At 59.4% G+C, this 15,991-nt stretch carries 15 protein-coding genes; 7 read left to right on the top strand and 8 right to left on the bottom strand.

All coding sequences use genetic code 11. The annotated features are described in order from the left end of the window. Nucleotides 1-161: 161 nt before the first annotated feature. Genes AC2FEE_RS20170 through AC2FEE_RS20180 form a run of 3 tightly spaced genes read left to right on the top strand, consistent with a single transcriptional unit; the run spans nt 162 to nt 3,904 of the window. Nucleotides 162-1,829 carry a sulfatase-like hydrolase/transferase gene (locus tag AC2FEE_RS20170; protein ID WP_496867112.1) on the top strand — a complete coding sequence of 556 codons (1,668 nt, stop codon included), beginning with the start codon at nt 162-164 and terminating at the stop codon, nt 1,827-1,829. A 32-nt stretch (nt 1,830-1,861) separates the two neighbouring features. Next, on the top strand, nt 1,862-3,106 hold the full coding sequence (locus tag AC2FEE_RS20175; protein WP_496867113.1) for a DUF3179 domain-containing (seleno)protein: 1,245 nt from the start codon (nt 1,862-1,864) through the stop codon (nt 3,104-3,106). Nucleotides 3,107-3,154: 48 nt separating this feature from the next. After that, nucleotides 3,155-3,904 (top strand): porin family protein, encoded by a 750-nt coding sequence (locus tag AC2FEE_RS20180; protein ID WP_496867114.1) that lies wholly within the window; start codon nt 3,155-3,157, stop codon nt 3,902-3,904. A gap of 20 nt (nt 3,905-3,924) precedes the next feature. Here AC2FEE_RS20180 and AC2FEE_RS20185 read toward each other — a convergent pair whose 3' ends face one another. The 6 genes from AC2FEE_RS20185 to AC2FEE_RS20210 form a co-directional block, all read right to left on the bottom strand. Further along, complete coding sequence (locus AC2FEE_RS20185; RefSeq protein ID WP_496867115.1) at nt 3,925-4,611, bottom strand: ABC transporter ATP-binding protein; 687 nt, start codon at nt 4,609-4,611, stop codon at nt 3,925-3,927. After that, nucleotides 4,608-5,357, bottom strand: coding sequence for an ABC transporter ATP-binding protein (locus AC2FEE_RS20190; protein WP_496867116.1), 750 nt, complete (start codon nt 5,355-5,357; stop codon nt 4,608-4,610). The genes AC2FEE_RS20185 and AC2FEE_RS20190 overlap by 4 nt, the downstream gene beginning before the upstream one ends. Continuing rightward, nucleotides 5,350-6,336 (bottom strand): branched-chain amino acid ABC transporter permease, encoded by a 987-nt coding sequence (locus tag AC2FEE_RS20195; RefSeq protein ID WP_496867117.1) that lies wholly within the window; start codon nt 6,334-6,336, stop codon nt 5,350-5,352. The genes AC2FEE_RS20190 and AC2FEE_RS20195 overlap by 8 nt, the downstream gene beginning before the upstream one ends. Then, nucleotides 6,333-7,253: a branched-chain amino acid ABC transporter permease gene (locus AC2FEE_RS20200; RefSeq protein WP_496867118.1), complete on the bottom strand. Its 921-nt coding sequence runs from the start codon at nt 7,251-7,253 to the stop codon at nt 6,333-6,335. Before AC2FEE_RS20200 ends, AC2FEE_RS20195 begins: the two co-directional genes overlap by 4 nt. Before the next feature lie 51 nt (nt 7,254-7,304). Further along, nucleotides 7,305-8,435 carry an ABC transporter substrate-binding protein gene (locus tag AC2FEE_RS20205; RefSeq protein ID WP_496867119.1) on the bottom strand — a complete coding sequence of 377 codons (1,131 nt, stop codon included), beginning with the start codon at nt 8,433-8,435 and terminating at the stop codon, nt 7,305-7,307. Between the two features lie 233 nt (nt 8,436-8,668). Further along, complete coding sequence (locus AC2FEE_RS20210; protein WP_496867120.1) at nt 8,669-8,932, bottom strand: hypothetical protein; 264 nt, start codon at nt 8,930-8,932, stop codon at nt 8,669-8,671. 399 nt (nt 8,933-9,331) lie between these two features. On the opposite strand from AC2FEE_RS20210, the gene AC2FEE_RS20215 reads away from it, so the two are divergent. The 4 genes from AC2FEE_RS20215 to AC2FEE_RS20230 are packed head-to-tail and all read left to right on the top strand — an operon-like array spanning nt 9,332 to nt 14,869. Next, nucleotides 9,332-11,407 (top strand): hydantoinase/oxoprolinase family protein, encoded by a 2,076-nt coding sequence (locus AC2FEE_RS20215; RefSeq protein ID WP_496867121.1) that lies wholly within the window; start codon nt 9,332-9,334, stop codon nt 11,405-11,407. Beyond that, the gene (locus tag AC2FEE_RS20220) at nt 11,404-13,053 is read left to right on the top strand and encodes a hydantoinase B/oxoprolinase family protein (protein WP_496867122.1); all 1,650 of its coding nucleotides are present in this window, start codon (nt 11,404-11,406) and stop codon (nt 13,051-13,053) included. The genes AC2FEE_RS20215 and AC2FEE_RS20220 overlap by 4 nt, the downstream gene beginning before the upstream one ends. Then, on the top strand, nt 13,050-14,132 hold the full coding sequence (locus AC2FEE_RS20225) for a pyridoxal phosphate-dependent aminotransferase (RefSeq protein ID WP_496867123.1): 1,083 nt from the start codon (nt 13,050-13,052) through the stop codon (nt 14,130-14,132). Before AC2FEE_RS20220 ends, AC2FEE_RS20225 begins: the two co-directional genes overlap by 4 nt. After that, the gene (locus AC2FEE_RS20230; protein ID WP_496867124.1) at nt 14,129-14,869 is read left to right on the top strand and encodes a maleate cis-trans isomerase family protein; all 741 of its coding nucleotides are present in this window, start codon (nt 14,129-14,131) and stop codon (nt 14,867-14,869) included. Before AC2FEE_RS20225 ends, AC2FEE_RS20230 begins: the two co-directional genes overlap by 4 nt. A gap of 52 nt (nt 14,870-14,921) precedes the next feature. On the opposite strand, the gene comE is transcribed toward AC2FEE_RS20230, so the two are convergent. Together comE and comD are read right to left on the bottom strand one after the other, a co-directional pair. Continuing rightward, a complete protein-coding gene (comE, locus tag AC2FEE_RS20235; RefSeq protein ID WP_496867125.1) occupies nt 14,922-15,476 on the bottom strand; it encodes a sulfopyruvate decarboxylase subunit beta in 555 nt (184 codons plus the stop codon). After that, a complete protein-coding gene (gene comD, locus AC2FEE_RS20240; protein ID WP_496867126.1) occupies nt 15,473-15,979 on the bottom strand; it encodes a sulfopyruvate decarboxylase subunit alpha in 507 nt (168 codons plus the stop codon). Before comD ends, comE begins: the two co-directional genes overlap by 4 nt. Between the last annotated feature and the right edge of the window lie 12 nt (nt 15,980-15,991).

A 15,991-nucleotide genomic window follows, 5' to 3' on the forward strand; every position in this document is an offset into this window, starting at 1 on the left:
AACTGCGCGGTTGTGGGCCTTGCGCTGACCCGCAACATGCTTGGAAACCGGCAAAGATTCAGGCCCGTAGAATTCTCTGCGCAAACATCATAATGTTTCAATGTGAGAACGCCCTGCTGCGGTGACAGCAGGGCGCGTCTGACAAGGGGAGGGAACATGAAATGAATTTGAGTTGGCTCATTGCGCTTTCGACGAGTCTCGCGGCTGCGCCGGCCCTGGCACAGGAAAATCCTATTCAGCACGATGCGGAGTTTTACATCCTTCAGGCCCAACATAGCGAGCAATGGGCGCAGGATGACGCTGCCGTGGATGAGGCTCTGGCCGCATTTCGCGACAGCAACGGGGGACAGCCTCCGAACATCGTCAGCGTGTTGATCGATGACTTGGGCTTTGGCGATATGGGAATTCCGGAACTGAACGCAGTGCGGGGCTATGAGACGCCAAATATCAACGAATTCTCTGATCAGGCCATGCGAATGGTGCGTATGTACACCGAACCGTCCTGCACGCCGACTCGGGTGGCACAGATGACTGGGCGTTTGCCGGTTCGGATGGGCATGGGCAATACGCAAGTCGACATCGCCGGAGAAGGCCTTCCGGGGCAAGAAGTGACTCTTGCAGAGGTGCTGAAACAGGCCGGATACGCAACCAGCCATGTCGGCAAATGGCACATGGGTGATATACCGGAAAGCTGGGCGATGAACCAGGGGTTTGACTATGCTCAGCATGCTATTCATCAGCAGGGTCAGCTAACCATATTCCACGACGATGCGATTAAAGAACAAGTCTCAGTCGCCATCCGGGATTACGACGACAAGTACACAATCGACGGTTGGTTCCGCCCCGACGCCTCGCATATGATGACCGTGATCGAGGGCGAGACTGGCGGCCCGATCCGCGAAATCAGGATGGAGACCAACGAGCGCTGGAACGCGGCCAAGTATGACGAGATGAACCAAGCCTTCCAGGATAAAACGATGGAAGAATTGGAGCGTTTGGCTACTGGGGAAGAACAGTTTTTCCTGCAATACTGGCCAATGATTCCGCTGGACAACACACGGACAGGCCGAACCGGCCCCAAAAGCGCCAACGGTGGTCTATATGTCGACAAAATGCAGTTGCTGGATCAATGGCTTGGTGACCTTTTCGCCAAAGTAGACGAGCTTGGGTTAACCGAGAATACCATCATTGTCGTAATGGGCGACAATGGCCATTTCACTAAGTACTCGCCGCAATCAGGGTTCACCCCAATGATCTTCCGCGGTGGAAAGGCCGACACGACCGAAGGCGGCGTACGAGTGGACGCCTTTATACGGTGGCCGGGTATGATTGAGGAAGACGGGTTGCTGAACAGTATCATCCATGTCTCTGACCTTTATACAACGCTGTCCCGATTTGCCGGTGCCGATCAGTTCATTCCACGCGATCGCCTAATCGACGGGGTTGATCAGTCCGCCGCACTGCTGTTCGACGATGAAACCAAATCACGCCGCGATCACGTGATTATATATTCAGACAAGAAACCCGAGGCCATTGTCAAAGATCAGCTCAAACTCATCTTGCCTCCGCCGGGTAAAAATCCGATCGCGGCCAAGTTCTTCGATCTCTATCGTGATACCCGCGAAGAATTCTCTGTCTCAACCGAAGTAGGCGCATGGGGTGGGCAGGAATTCGTGCGAATTTTAGGGCGGCACATGGCGCGGAAGGAAAAGTACCCCGACACACCACCGGCCTATGGCGTGCCTTACGAAGGGATTGAGAACATCCGCCCGGAATCGCAGCAAGCTGTTGAGGCCTTTATGATCAAGCGTGCTTCGCCACAGCAGTAACGCCAAAACCAAACCCGGATCAGGAGGTGCACATGGCCGGAAACATCCTTTTCGCTCTTGGCGTAATCGTCTCACTTGGGATCGGCTTTGTCTATTTCCGCGATCTGGGAGACATCTCGCAAATGCTGCTGAAGGTGAAACGCCAGAACATGGTGCGTTTCATCCGGCACGAATACCGCCTGATCGCTATCGGCTTGGGTTCTTTTGCCGTGGCGACGCTGGCGCATTTCGTACTGGGTGGCGGACCGGGCTGGCTTTGGATCATCTCAGCGCTGCTGGTTCTGGTTCTTTACGGGTTTCCCTATGTCTGGGTGCATCTGGGCTTGCGGAACCAGTTGAATGATGCGGCCTTCTTTTCCATCAGTGAAGCCAGAAAATATGTCGGCCCCACCGCACCGGTCATCGTGATCGAGAACAACGGCCATGCCCGCGCACACCCGGATGCGCAGATCATGCGGCCTCATCTGGCTGGCGATGTGAACGGGCTTGGCGGCGAAGACGTGGTCATGACTTATTGTGCGATGGCCAATCTAGGGCAGGGCTACGCCCCCCGAATCGAAGGCAAGCGGTTGGATCTTGAGGTCCTGGCCCAGCATGGCAACAACCTGATCCTGAGAGACAATGAATCCAAGGAGCCAATTCAGCACATTTATGGCTTCCGCGAGGCCGACCGCGACCCGAATGCCGATGGCCCCGCCTGCCCCGTACGTCCCGAGGCCCAGATGAAACCCTGGCCGACCTATCGGATGACGTTCCGCGGGTTTCAGAAGGCGTTTCCCGACGGCGAGGTGTTTCTGAACAAACCCTCGGCCAACCCGCTATTGCGGCTGCTGGATATGATGACCGAGATCACCTTTGGCTGGGGCATCGGCCGCCAGCATCAGGAAGACGCGCCGGTGATGGACAATATGGACCGCTCGGACGACCGCTTGCCAAACAAGACCCATGTTTGGGGGATCACCATCGGCAAGGATGCCGCCTGCTGGACGGACGATTTCGTCGTGGAAAACAACTGGATCGTCAACGCCAATGTCGGCGGGCGCGATGTCGTTATCAGCCTGGACCCGAAATACGAAAGCCTCGGGGTCTGGTACAATGACAGTGGCAAACCCGTCACCCGCTGCGATTTCTGGGGCATGTCCGATCAGGGCAAGCTGCAAAGGGTCGAGACCCTACGCGCTGGTGTCTTCTGGCACGTCTGGTCCGAGTTTTTTCCGGAAACCGACATCAATCGCGTGGGCACGCGCGCGGAAACATCTGATACCGTGGCGGCGTAACCCCGCACGACCCGGCAACACGGGCGATACCCAATAAGGAGGGACGGAATGGCACTAAATCAAAGATTGAACAGCTGCGTGGCGGCGGCTGTACTCGCCTCGGCGGCAACAATGGCTTCGGCGCAACAATCCGAGTGGTCCTACGAAGCCACGATCTATCTGTTCATGCCAGAGACCGAGACCAGCATTGAAACCCCGTCGGGTACTCTTGACGGAACACTCAGCTTTTCCGACGCGCTGGAGAATCTGGACTTTGCCTTCATGGGCGCGCTGGCGGCAACAAACGGTCAATGGAGTGTGTTGGCCGATTACAACTATACCAACCTGTCCTTCGGCAATACCGCGCCCGGCCCGGCGGGTTCTGAATTGGAAACCTCGGTCAAAACGCAGTTTCTGACCGCGTTGCTGGGGTACCGGGTACGCAACGATCCTTCCGTAAAGGTTGATCTGGCGGGTGGTTTCAGGTGGTACAGCACCGATACGGAATTCACCCTGACCCCGGGCGCAGCGCCCTCGCAATCCAACTCTGCTGACGCCAGCTGGTTCGACCCGGTGGTAGGTGTTCGCGCCCGGTTTACCCTGTCCGACGCATGGACCGGCACGGCCTATGTGGATTACGGAGGGTTTCGCAGCGGCAGCCAGACCTGGTCGGTTCTACTGACAGCAGATTACGCCATCAACGACAGGTGGCTGCTGCGCGGTGGATATCGCTATATCTCATTTGATCACGACATTAACGGAAACGACTACACATTCGATCAATCCGGGCCTTTGCTGGGCGCCACCTACAGGTTCTAGACCCGCCCCGGCCAACGCCTTCAGACACCCACGTATTTCTCGGAGATTTCTGGGGTCAGTTCCCTCATTGCTCCGGACCAGACCGTACGGCCCCGTTCAAGAATGACCGCACGGTCAGACACCGCCGCCAGTTCCTTCAGAGATTTGTCGATCAGCAGGATCGCCGCATACGTCTCTTGCCGCAGGCGATGCAGGGCTGCCCAGATCTCCTGCCGGACGATCGGGGCAAGGCCCTCGGTGGCCTCGTCCAATATCAATAGGCGCGGGTTGGTCATCAGCGCCCGGCCAATCGCCAGCATCTGCTGTTCGCCGCCCGACAGCGAGGCGGCGCGCTGACCCATCCGCTCTTCCAGTCGGGGGAACAGTTCGGTGACGCGGCGCAAGGTCCAGTCGCCGGGTCGCGCCGCCGCGATCAGGTTTTCGCGCACGGTCAGTTCGGCAAAACAGCGGCGGCCTTCCGGCACCAACCCTACCCCTTTGCGAGCGACCTTATGGCTGGGCAGCGCGTGCAGATCCTGACCGTCCAGCTTCAACGCCCCCTCCGAGCGGATCATCCGGCAAATGGCTTTCACCGTCGTTGTTTTGCCCATCCCGTTGCGCCCCATCAAAGCAGTCACTTCGCCCTGCGCCATCTGCAGATCAACACCGAACAGCGCCTGACTGTCGCCGTAACTGGCGGTTAGGTTTTCAAGCCGCAACAGGGTCATGCTTCATCCCCAAGATAGGCGTCGCGCACCTCGGGGCTGGTGCGGATTTCATCAGCCGTACCTGTGGCGATAACCTTGCCGTAAACCAAAACGCTGATCCGGTCGGCTAGCGCGAAAACCGCGTCCATATCGTGTTCCACCAGCAGAATGGGCGCTTCCTGCTTCAATCCATCCAGAAACCCGGTCAGGCGTTTCGAACCTTCGGCGCCAAGCCCCGCCATTGGCTCATCCATGACGAAGACTTTTGGCGACAGTGTCAGGGCCACCGCGACCTCCAACTGCCGCCGTTGGCCGTGGCTGAGATTGGCGCAGCGTGTGTCGCGTTCATCGCTCAGCCCGACACGTTCCAGCGCAGCTTCCGCCCGGTTGCGCAGTTCTGGTCGCTTTAGCGCGGGCCGCCAGAACCGCCACGCCATGCGTTCCGCGCCCATCGCACCCAGAACCACGTTCTCCAGCACGGTATCTTCCATACACAGTTGCGAAATCTGAAACGTTCGTCCGAGCCCGGCCCGCGCACGCGCCTGTGTAGAATAGCCCGAGACATCCTGACCGTTCAGCAGAACCCGCCCTGAATCCGGCTGCAACCCACCGCATATCTGCTGAATCAACGTCGACTTACCTGCACCGTTCGGGCCGATGATGGCGTGGATTTCTCCGGGCTTGAGATCAATGGACACGTCGTCAGTCGCCTTGAGGGCCCCAAAGTTCTTGTTCAGGTTAAGCGTGGCGAGAACGGGATCAGACATGCGCGCCCTCCTTCCCGGTCAACAGACCGATCAGGCCGCCACGGGCGAACAGTACGATGCACAACAGGGCCACGCCCAGGTAGACGTGCCAGAAGTCGGTGAGTTCGCCGAGGAAATGCTCCAACGCGACAAAGACACAGGCCCCGATGACGGGCCCCATCAGCCGCCCGACCCCGCCAATGATGATCAGTACGATCAATTCTCCGGACAGTTGCCAACTGAACATCGAGGGTGAGACAAAGCGGTTCAGATCCGCAAACAGGGCCCCCGCCAACCCGGTGATCGCGCCCGAGATTACGAAAGCCACCAGCTTCAGCCGCATCGGGTTCAACCCCACGGTTTCAACCCGTACCGAAGCCTGACGCGCAGCATTCAGCGCCAGTCCGAAGGGCGAGGCCTGCAACCGCGCAAACAAAAACAGCACTACGCAGAGCAGCGTGAAACAGACAGCGTAGAACTGGATCGGCACCAGCGTATTCAGGCCGGGAAAACCATTGCGGACATAGATCGACAGCCCGTCTTCACCGCCGTACTGCGCCCAGGAAATGGCGAAATAGAAGAACATTTGACCAAAGGCGAGCGTGATCATGATGAAATACACGCCGGACGTCCGCAATGAAAGCAATCCGATAAAGAACGCCACCAACGCCGACAGGATCATGGCCACCAACCAGATCACCGGCATGGACGTGGTGCCGTCGGTGGTGAATAGCCCCAGATCAAGGGCGGTATAGGTCTGCGCGTGATAGGCAAGGATGCCCATCGCGTAGCCTCCGATGCCGAAAAACACTGCATGACCAAAGCTGACCATGCCTCCGATCCCGAGGATGATGTTCAGGCCCACCGCTGCCAGCGCAAGGATCACCGCCCGCGTCACCAGCGTGATCGTAAACGGCTGATCCGCTACGACCGCCCAAAGCGGTAGCGCCACCAGACCCGCGATCACCAGCGCATTCAGATACCTTTCGTTCAATCTCATGCGCGCGCCCCGAACAGACCCGAGGGTCGCCAAATTAGCACCAGCCCCATCAGCACGTAGATGCTCATCGAGGCCAGCGCCGAGCCGGTTTTTTGCGCCGCGCCGTTGTCCATGAACAGCTTTAACATCTCGGGTAGGAACACCCCGCCCAACGTATCCGTCAGCCCGACCAGCAGCGCGCCGATAAAGGCGCCGCGCACCGATCCGATACCGCCGATGACGATAACCACGAAGGCGAGGATCAGCACCGGCTCTCCCATCCCCACCTGAACCGACTGGATCGCGCCAACCAGAGCGCCCGCCAATCCGGCCAGCGCCGCACCCAACGCAAAGACCAGCGTGTAGAGTTTCGAGATATCGACGCCCAGCGCCGCAATCATCTCGCGGTCATTCTCACCCGCACGGATCTGGATACCCAGACGGGTGCGTTCGATCAGCGCCCAAAGACCCAAGGCAACCGCCAGCCCGATCCCGATCAAGGTCAGACGATAGAGCGGGTATTCGATCCCGCCGGGCAGTGTTACAGGCCCTGACAACCCATCGGGAATATCCAGAAACAGCGGGAAAGACCCAAAGACCCAGCGCGTGCCCTCAGAAAAGATCAGGATCAGCGCAAAGGTGGCAAGAACCTGATCCAGATGCGGCGCGTTGTACAAGCGCCGGATCACGACCATCTCGACAATCGCGCCAGCCAACGCAGCAGCGGCCAATGCAGCAACCAAGGCCAATAGGAAAGACCCGGTCGCACCGGCCACCGCGGCAGCGGCAAACGCTCCGACCATGTAGAGCGAACCGTGCGCCAGATTGATCAGCCCCATCACACCAAAAATCAGCGTCAGGCCAGCCGCCATCAGAAACAGCATGACACCGAACTGCAGTCCATTGAGGATCTGCTCGATAATCAGGATCGAGGACATGGAAACTCCGGTGTTCTGCCCGCCCCGCGATCAGGGCAGGCAGAAGGTCAGTTACATTTTGCACTCGGCCGCGTAGGCATCAGAGTGGTTTTCCAGCGCAACACCAAGGATCTTGTTGGTAAAGACGTCGCCTTCCTTGATCACTTCGCGAGCATAGATTGTCTGAACCGGATGGTGGTTCGGGCCAAAGCTGAAATCGCCGCGGGTGCTGTCGAACTCAGCCGCGCGCAGGGCCTCGCGGAAAGCGTCTTCGTCGGAAGGATCAGCTTTTTCCAGCGCCGAGAGCAGTAGGTTGGCGGTATCGAATCCCTGGCTTGCATAAAGCGAGGGCAGACGTCCATATTCGGCCTGGAAGCTTTCAACGAAGGCCGCGTTGGTCGGGTTGTCGATATCCTTGTTCCACTGCGAGGTATTCACCACGCCCATCGCCGCATCGCCGACCGCTTGCAGAATACCCTGATCAAAGCTGAAGGCCGGGCCGACCACGGGCTTGTCAATGCCGCTGTCGGCATATTGCTTCAGGAAAGAAATCCCCATGCCACCGGGCAGGAAGAAGAAAACGCTATCCGCATCGCTGGCCCGAATCTGAGCAATTTCGGCGGCGTAGTCGGTCTGTCCCAGTTCTGTATAGATCTCACCGGCCAGATCACCTTCAAAAAACCGTTTGTAGCCGGTCAGCGCATCTACACCCGCCGGGTAATTCGGTGCCAGAACAAAGCTGTTCTTGTAACCGGCGCCGTTGGCATAGGCCCCGGCGGCCTCGTGCAGGTTATCGTTCTGCCAGGCGACGTTGAAATAGTTCTGGTGGCAGCCTTTTCCGGCAAGCGGCGACGGCCCCGCATTGGGGGACAGATAGAACACGTTTTGGTTCACTGCCGCAGGCACAACCGCCATGGCGAGGTTGGACCAGATGATGCCTGTCATGACGTCAACCCGTTCGGACTGGATCATCTTGTCGGACAATTGCACGGCGATGTCCGGTTTGCGCTGATCGTCCTCGATCACGACCTCAACGTCGTCACGCCCTGATTGCGCGATGGCCAGCATGAATCCGTCGCGTACGTCAATGCCCAATCCGGCTCCGCCGCCGGACAGCGTGGTGATCATTCCGACCTTAACCTCGGCCAGCGCGCCGGTTGCGCACAAAGCGGAAACCGCAGCGGCCGCTAGAAACTTTTTCATCTTCATCTCCCTTCGCTGGTCTTTTCGACGCAACTTATGTCAGCCTTCACAGCCTTCCGTCTATACCTCTGACAGGGTGGTCTTTTTTCACTCTGCCAATCATCCAAACAATCACCGATCACGCCCGCTCCGTCGAGGGCGTTTTCAAGCTGGACCGCTAAATTCTGAAGAAACGATCTTGGCCAGCACACTACCGACCCCGGTGGTCAGGTCCGGAAGCACCGTCGACGTCACTAAAATAAGGTCATCAAAGGCTGAGACGCTGTGTGGACACACGATATACAGCGCGCCTTCACTGACCGGACTATTGCGCACTTCGTAACTTTGACGACCTCGTTGGTCTGCACATCGAACAAGCCAATCGAGCCGCCGTCATCCCCACCGGTTGCGACCAGGAAGGATACGAAGATGTATTCCTGCCCGTTTGAGCTGGTCCACATGATGTCTTCGCCGACCATCTGCCCCTGCGTGTTCAGACAGGCAATACCGGATATCACCGGCGCACCGCCAGTATCAGGTCCGTGTCGATCAGAATGCTTTGAATAAAAAAACTGAGCATCTAAACTCACGCCCCTATTGATGGTATTTCGAAACATATCAGGGTTGGATGCGCCGCAACCAACGTCTTGGCGTAATGCGGGATTTGCACCAAACCTGTGCACCCCTCGAATGAGGTGTTGACGCAGGGGCCATTCCTCACTCAATGTCGGTGCAGTCAGACGACGGGGAACTGAAGCTGTGACAGCCAACCTTCGACAACCAATGATGCGTCGCGAAACCGGGTGCGATCTGGTCGCCTGACCCGCAGGGAACAGTACGTTTCCACCTGACCCGCTTTCGGGTCTGTTCCACCCTTTCAAGCTGATAACCTTATGAACCAAACAGTTGGATTGCGCATGGCAATCGACATTGGCGGTACATTCACCGATACCGTCCTTCTGGACAGCGCATCTCAGGTGGTGGCGACCACCAAAACACCCACCACGCCGCACCGCCCCGCCTTTGGCGCAGTTGCTGGCGCCACGCGTGTGCTCGAGACCGCTGGCGCCGACTGGCGTCAGGTCACCGGGTTCATACACGGCACAACGCTGGCCACCAATGCCCTGATCGAACGTCGCGGGGCCGCCACGGCCACGATCACCACGCGCGGCTTCCGCGACATCCTCGAAATCGCCTATGAGCGGCGCTACAGCCAGTATGCCATCGATCTGGTCAAACCCGACCTGATCGTGCCACGCACCCATTCGCTAACCATCGGCGGGCGCATGGATGCTAACGGGCAAGAACTGGAGCCGCTGGATGGGGCGGGAATCGCGCCTTTGGTCGCCGAATTGAAAGCGCTTGACGTCGAGGCCATCGCTGTCTGCCTGCTACACGCCTATGCCAACCCGGCGCATGAGCTGGCACTGCGCGACCAACTGGCGCAGCAAATACCCGAACTGGTCATCTCGCTCAGCCATGAGGTCAGCCCCGAAGCCCGTGAGTTTGACAGGCTCTGCACCACAATTGCCAATGCCTATGTGCAACCCTTGATGGCTGGGTACCTGCAGGATTTTGAAATCCGATTCCGGCAAATGGGGCTGGCCTGCCCGATCCTGATGATGACGGCGGGCGGCGGCATGACCACGCTGGACACCGCTGGCCGGTTGCCGATCCGTCTGGTGGAATCCGGCCCGGCCGGGGGTGCCATTCTGGCCGCCCGCCTCGCCAAGGCGGCGGGTGAGGCCGAGGTGCTGTCCTTTGACATGGGCGGCACCACAGCCAAGCTGTGCCTGATTGATGACTATCGCCCCCAGATGGCGCGCAAGTTCGAGATCTCGCGGGCCGAGCGTTTCGTCAAGGGGTCGGGGATGCCGGTGCGCATCCCGGTGATCGAGATGATCGAGATCGGGGCGGGTGGCGGCTCAATTGCCAGCGTGGATCGCTTGGGTCGCATTCAGGTCGGTCCGCACAGCGCGGGATCAGATCCCGGCCCGGCGGCCTTTGGCAAGGGTGGCGACAAACCCACGGTCACCGATGCCGATCTGACGCTGGGTCTGATCGAACCCGGACGATTTGCCGAAGGGCGGCTGGAAATCGACCCGGTCGCGGCCGCGCGAGTAATGACCCAGGACGTGGGCGATCCGCTCAACCTTGACCCGGACAATGCCGCGTTTGCAGTCAGTGAGATCGTCGACGAGAGCATGGCCAGCGCAGGCCGGATGCACGCGGTCGAATCCGGCAAGGACCTTGGCAACCGTTTGATGATCGCGTTCGGTGGCAACGGCCCGCTACACGCCACCCGCGTAGCCCGGCGCACCCAAATGCGGCGCGTACTGATCCCGCGTGATCCGGGTGTGGGCTCGGCAGTCGGCTTCCTGTTCGCGCCCGTGTCGTACGAGGTCATCCGATCACGCTATGCCCGGCTGGACAATCTGGATATCGAGGGCCTGAACCGGTTCTTCGACGCCATGTGGACCGAGGCGGAACAGGTCGTCCGTGCCGGAGCACCCGAAGGTGCGCTGCTGCAACGCCGGGTCGCCTATATGCGGTATCACGGGCAAGGTCACGAGATCGAAATCCGCCTGCCCGACCGTGCTTTGGCCGCCTCGGACCTAATCGCTTTGCGAGAGGCCTTTGAAACGGAATACAGCCGACAGTTCAGCCGGATCGTTCCTGGCATGGCTATCGAAATCCTTAACTGGGGGCTGTCCGTCTCATCCTCTGCCCCTGCGCGTGTGCCTCATCCTGACGATCCGGCGGAACACACCGCCAAGGCAACCGAACACCGCGAAATTCTGTGCGACGTCACCGGCGCCTGGCGCCCGGCGGGCGTGTACAACCGCTCTGAGCTGATGCCCGGTGCGTCCCTCAGCGGCCCGGCGCTGATCGTCGAGGCCCAAACAACCACATTCGTCAGCGCCGATTTCAGCGCCAGCGTCGACAGCCAGGGCAATATCTGGCTGACACGGCATGAGGAGGTCCAGCCATGATCCAGTCAGATACACGCCTGCAGGTGATGTGGAACAGGCTTTTGGCCGTGGTTGAGGAACAGGGACAGGCGCTGATCCGCGCCGCTTTCAGCCCGATCGTGCGCGAATGCGGCGATATCTCGGCCGGGATCTTCGATGCTCAAGGCAGGATGCTGGCACAAGCCGTCACCGGTACACCCGGGCATATCAACACCATGGCCGAGGCGGTCAAAACCCTGCGTGCGCGCTTTGTACAAAGCGAAATGAAGCCCGGTGATATCTACCTGACCAACGACCCGTGGATCGCCTCGGGGCACCTGAACGACTTTCTGCTGATGATGCCGGTTTTTTTTCAGGACACGGTGATCGGTTACACGGCCTGTACCTCTCATCTGGTCGATCTGGGGGGGCTGGGCATGGGACCCGAGGGCTCGGATATATATGACGAAGGGCTGCTGATCCCGCCCTGCAAACTGGTCAGTCAAGGCGAAGTCAACGCGCTGCTGCTGGAAATCGTCAAAGCCAACTCGCGTGAACCTATCGCCAACGAAGGCGACATCTATGCCCTGATTGCCTGTTGTGAGGCCGGGTCCACGCGGCTGGTACAGATGATGCAAGAATTCGGCATATCCGATCTGCAGGCGCTGTCAGATTACATAATCGACACCTCTCGGCGCGGCACCCTCGAGGCCATCGCCGACCTGCCTAAAGGCACTTGGCACCATGTGCTGAGGGTCGATGGCTATGAGGATGAGATCGATCTGCACGCCGCCCTCACCATTGCAGACGACCATATGTTGCTGGATTTCGACGGCACCGCGCCCTGTGTCGGCAAAGGGATAAACGTGCCGCTGAACTATGCAACGGCCTATTCCGTCTTTGCCCTGCGCTGCATTATCGGGGCGGATATCCCGAACAATGCAGGCTCGCTCGATCCGTTCCGCGTGACCGCGCCTGCGGGCTGTATCCTGAACGCGCAACCCCCGGCCCCCGTCGCGATGCGACACACACTGGGACAGATGACACCTGATCTGGTCTACGGATGCCTGTCCCAAGCCTTGCCCAAAAAGGTCCCGGCCGAGGGTTCCTCGTGCATGTACGACCTGCCACTGCGCCACGCGCCCGAGGCGGTCGACCGGGGCGATGACCTCTTTGCGCTGGAGCTTGTGTTCAACGGCGGCACCGGCGCCCGTCCCCGGCTGGATGGCCTGTCGGCCACCGCCTTTCCCAGCGGTGTCTGGGGCAGCCAGGTCGAAACCACAGAGGCCGTCGCGCCGGTTCTGTTTCATCGCCGCGAACTGCGGACGGATTCCGGAGGAGCGGGGCGTTTGCGGGGCGGTCTAGGGCAGCAAATTGAACTCAGCGCATCCAGGGATCAGGACCTGATGCTGTTCCTTTCTGTCGAGCGGATCAAGAACCCCGCCAAAGGCCGTGACGGAGGGTTGGACGGCGCGCCGGGACGGATAACGGTACAGCCCGGCAACCGCCAACTGCCCGGCAAAGGAGAAGTTCGGATCAAAGCCGGTGAAACGCTGCTGTTCGAAACGCCGGGCGGGGGTGGGTTTGGCCTGCCAGAAGAGCGCTTGGATGGAGCCGTGCAGAACGACCTCCGCGCAGGCCTGATCAGCCAGAATATGGCCCGGACCCAATACCGGAGGCAGACATGACTCTACCGCACCCGCACATTGCGCGTATGTCGCCTTATGCACTGGCCGACCTCACAGCGCCTGAGGGCAAACCTCTTATCCCGCTGTCCCAGAACGAAAGCCTGCGCCCGCCTAGCCCTAAGGCTATCGAAGCGGCAGTGCATGCTATGGGGACGTCGATGCTCTATCCCGATCCGGACTGGACGGATCTGCGAAACGCCTTGTCGGACCTCCACGGGATTGATGCGGATGGGATTCTGTGCGGCAACGGATCACTTGATCTGATCGGTAGCCTTGCCCGAGTGTTCTCGGGGCCGGAGCGTGCGGTGCTGGCTCCGGCCCATGCCTATCCATTCTTTCAGACGGCGGCACGCATGGCCGATGCCCGGTTCGACGCCGCTCGGGAAATAGATGCCACTGTCAGTGTCGATAGCTTGCTGGCAGCGGTCCAGCCGGATACCGGGATCGTCTTTGTCGCCAACCCGGGCAACCCGACCAGCACGCGCATCCCAAAATCCGAACTAACCCGACTGCGGCAAGGGTTGCGGCCCGACATATTGTTGGTGATCGACGAAGCCTATGGTGAGTTTTCCGACCATCTGGGCGAGCGGTGTTTCGACATGGTTACCACAGGCAACACGATCATTCTACGCACGTTTTCGAAGGCGTACGGTATGGCCGGGTTTCGCGTCGGTTGGGGGTTGTTCCCACCGGACACTGCTCAAGAATTGCGCAAGGTGATGAACCCGAACAACATCCCGGCCAGCGCTCAGATCGCCGCCGCAGCGGCGGCACAGGACGACGCCTATATGCGTGAGACCTGCGCGATGACGGCCGTATTGCGCGATCAGGCGGCGACCACGCTGAAGGGCGCCGGTTTCGCGCCCTACCCCAGTTTCACCAATTTCCTGCTGGTGGACATGGGCAATTCCGAAGCCGCTGCATGCGCAGACAAAAAGCTGCGATCCGAAGGCGTCTTCCTGCGTCCGCAAGGTGGCGCTGGGTTGCCGCACACGCTGCGCATGACCGTCGGCCCGCAGGACGCAATGAACACAGCAATAGACATCCTGACGAAATGGAAACAGGAGGGACAGGTATGAGCACGTCCAGAGGCCGCGCACGGTTCGGGGTTCTTGTCCCTTTCACCAACACCAATCTCGAACCCGATCTGGCCTTGATGGCGCCGACGGGGATTTCACTACACGTAGCTCGGATGGGAGGGTACGACGAGGATGAAATCCCCGACGAAGCCCAAATGCACGATCTGGGGGCCACCGACTTGGACGAGCCGCTGCGTCTGCTGATGGGGGTAAAGCCGGATGTAGTCTTCTATGGGTGCACCTCGGCCACCCTGACCCACGGACCGGAGTTTGACCGCGAACTGGCTAGCCGGATAAGTGCCGGTAGCGGTGCCGAAACGATTACTGCGGCCGGGGCATTGGTTCATGCTCTGACCGCGCTCGGCGCCCACCGTATCGGGTTTGCCTCGCCTTACGTTCCGGCGATCAATGATATGGCGATTGGCTTTCTTGCCAAGCTGGGGTTTGAGACCGTCCAGCGTTCCGAGGTGACCGAGGCGCTGGACAACGAAGGCCAGGGCGCGCTGGACCCGGAGGCCGTTTTTGAACTGGGCCGCGCGGCGGACCACTCTCAGGCCGACGCACTGGTTTTGTCCTGTACCGACATGCGCAGCGTCGAAACGCTGGACCGCTTGGAGGACGCAGTCGGTAAGCCGGTAATCAGCTCAAATCAGGCGATGCTGTTTCAGGCGCTGCAACTTTTGGACATCAAAGAACCCGTCATCGGGTTCGGCCAGCTTATGGAGAGGGAGAGGTAAGACCTCCGTACAAGGCGCGGATTGCGTGGTCCATACCCGCGCCTTGGCTTCATCACGCCTGAACCGCCTTCATGAAGCGGTCGCGGATCACCACCGGGTCCATCGTGATCGGTGGCATCTTGGCATTTCCGCTTTCGCACTTACTGACGATGATGGTCATCTGCTCGGCGTCCAGCGCCTCTTGCAGCACGCGACCGGTCTCTTCCGCCTGACATTCGATCACACGCTCGCACCCGGCAGCCTCGGCCATTTTCGTCAACGAGGTTTTCTTCCCGGCATAGGTCGGCTGATCCCCGGTTGAACCATAGGATCCATTGTCGATGATCAACAGGATGTAGTTGTCGGCCACATTGTTCGCGATGGTCGGCAGCGTGCCAAGGTTGGTCAGGATCGAACCGTCCCCGTCGATTACGATCACCGGTTTCGTCTGCGACAGCGCCAACCCAAGACCAATGGACGAAGCCAGACCCATTGTACCCAGCATATAAAAATTTGTGGGCTGGTCATCGATGGCGTGCAGCTCCTGGCTGGGGATGCCAATGTTGCAGACAACCAGTTGATCGCGCAGGGTCGGGGCGATTTCCTTCAGAATTTCAGAACGGATCATTGGTCGCCATAGCCTCCCCAGAAATTGGCGTCGGTCAGGATGGCGACCGGCTTGTTGCACATGAAGGTGTATTTCAGGATCGCGTCCAGCTCCTCGACATCCGACTGATGATGGAAGTGATAAGTCGGGATGTTGAGCTGCGCCAGCAGGGCCTTGGTATGCACCGCCATTTCGACCTGACAGGCGACGGGTTCACGCAATTCTCCACGATATGAGATCAGCATGGGCAGCGGCATGCGATAGAACTGGATCAGCGTCGCCAACGTGTTGATCGTCACGCCAATCGCCGTGTTCTGCATGATTATGGCAGGACGCTTGCCGCCCATCCATGCGCCCGCGCACAGGCCCATCCCTTCGTCTTCTTTGTTCGAGGGGATGTGAAAAATCTCGTCCCGCGCGTCGATCTCCTCGATCACGCCAGCAAGCTGCTTACACGGGACGGTGGTGACAAACGAGATATCGTTTGCGACCAGATCATCCGTAATCTTTTTGTCTATGTTCATCTCCGGTATGTT

Source organism: Ruegeria sp. YTSC199 (genome assembly GCF_059609725.1).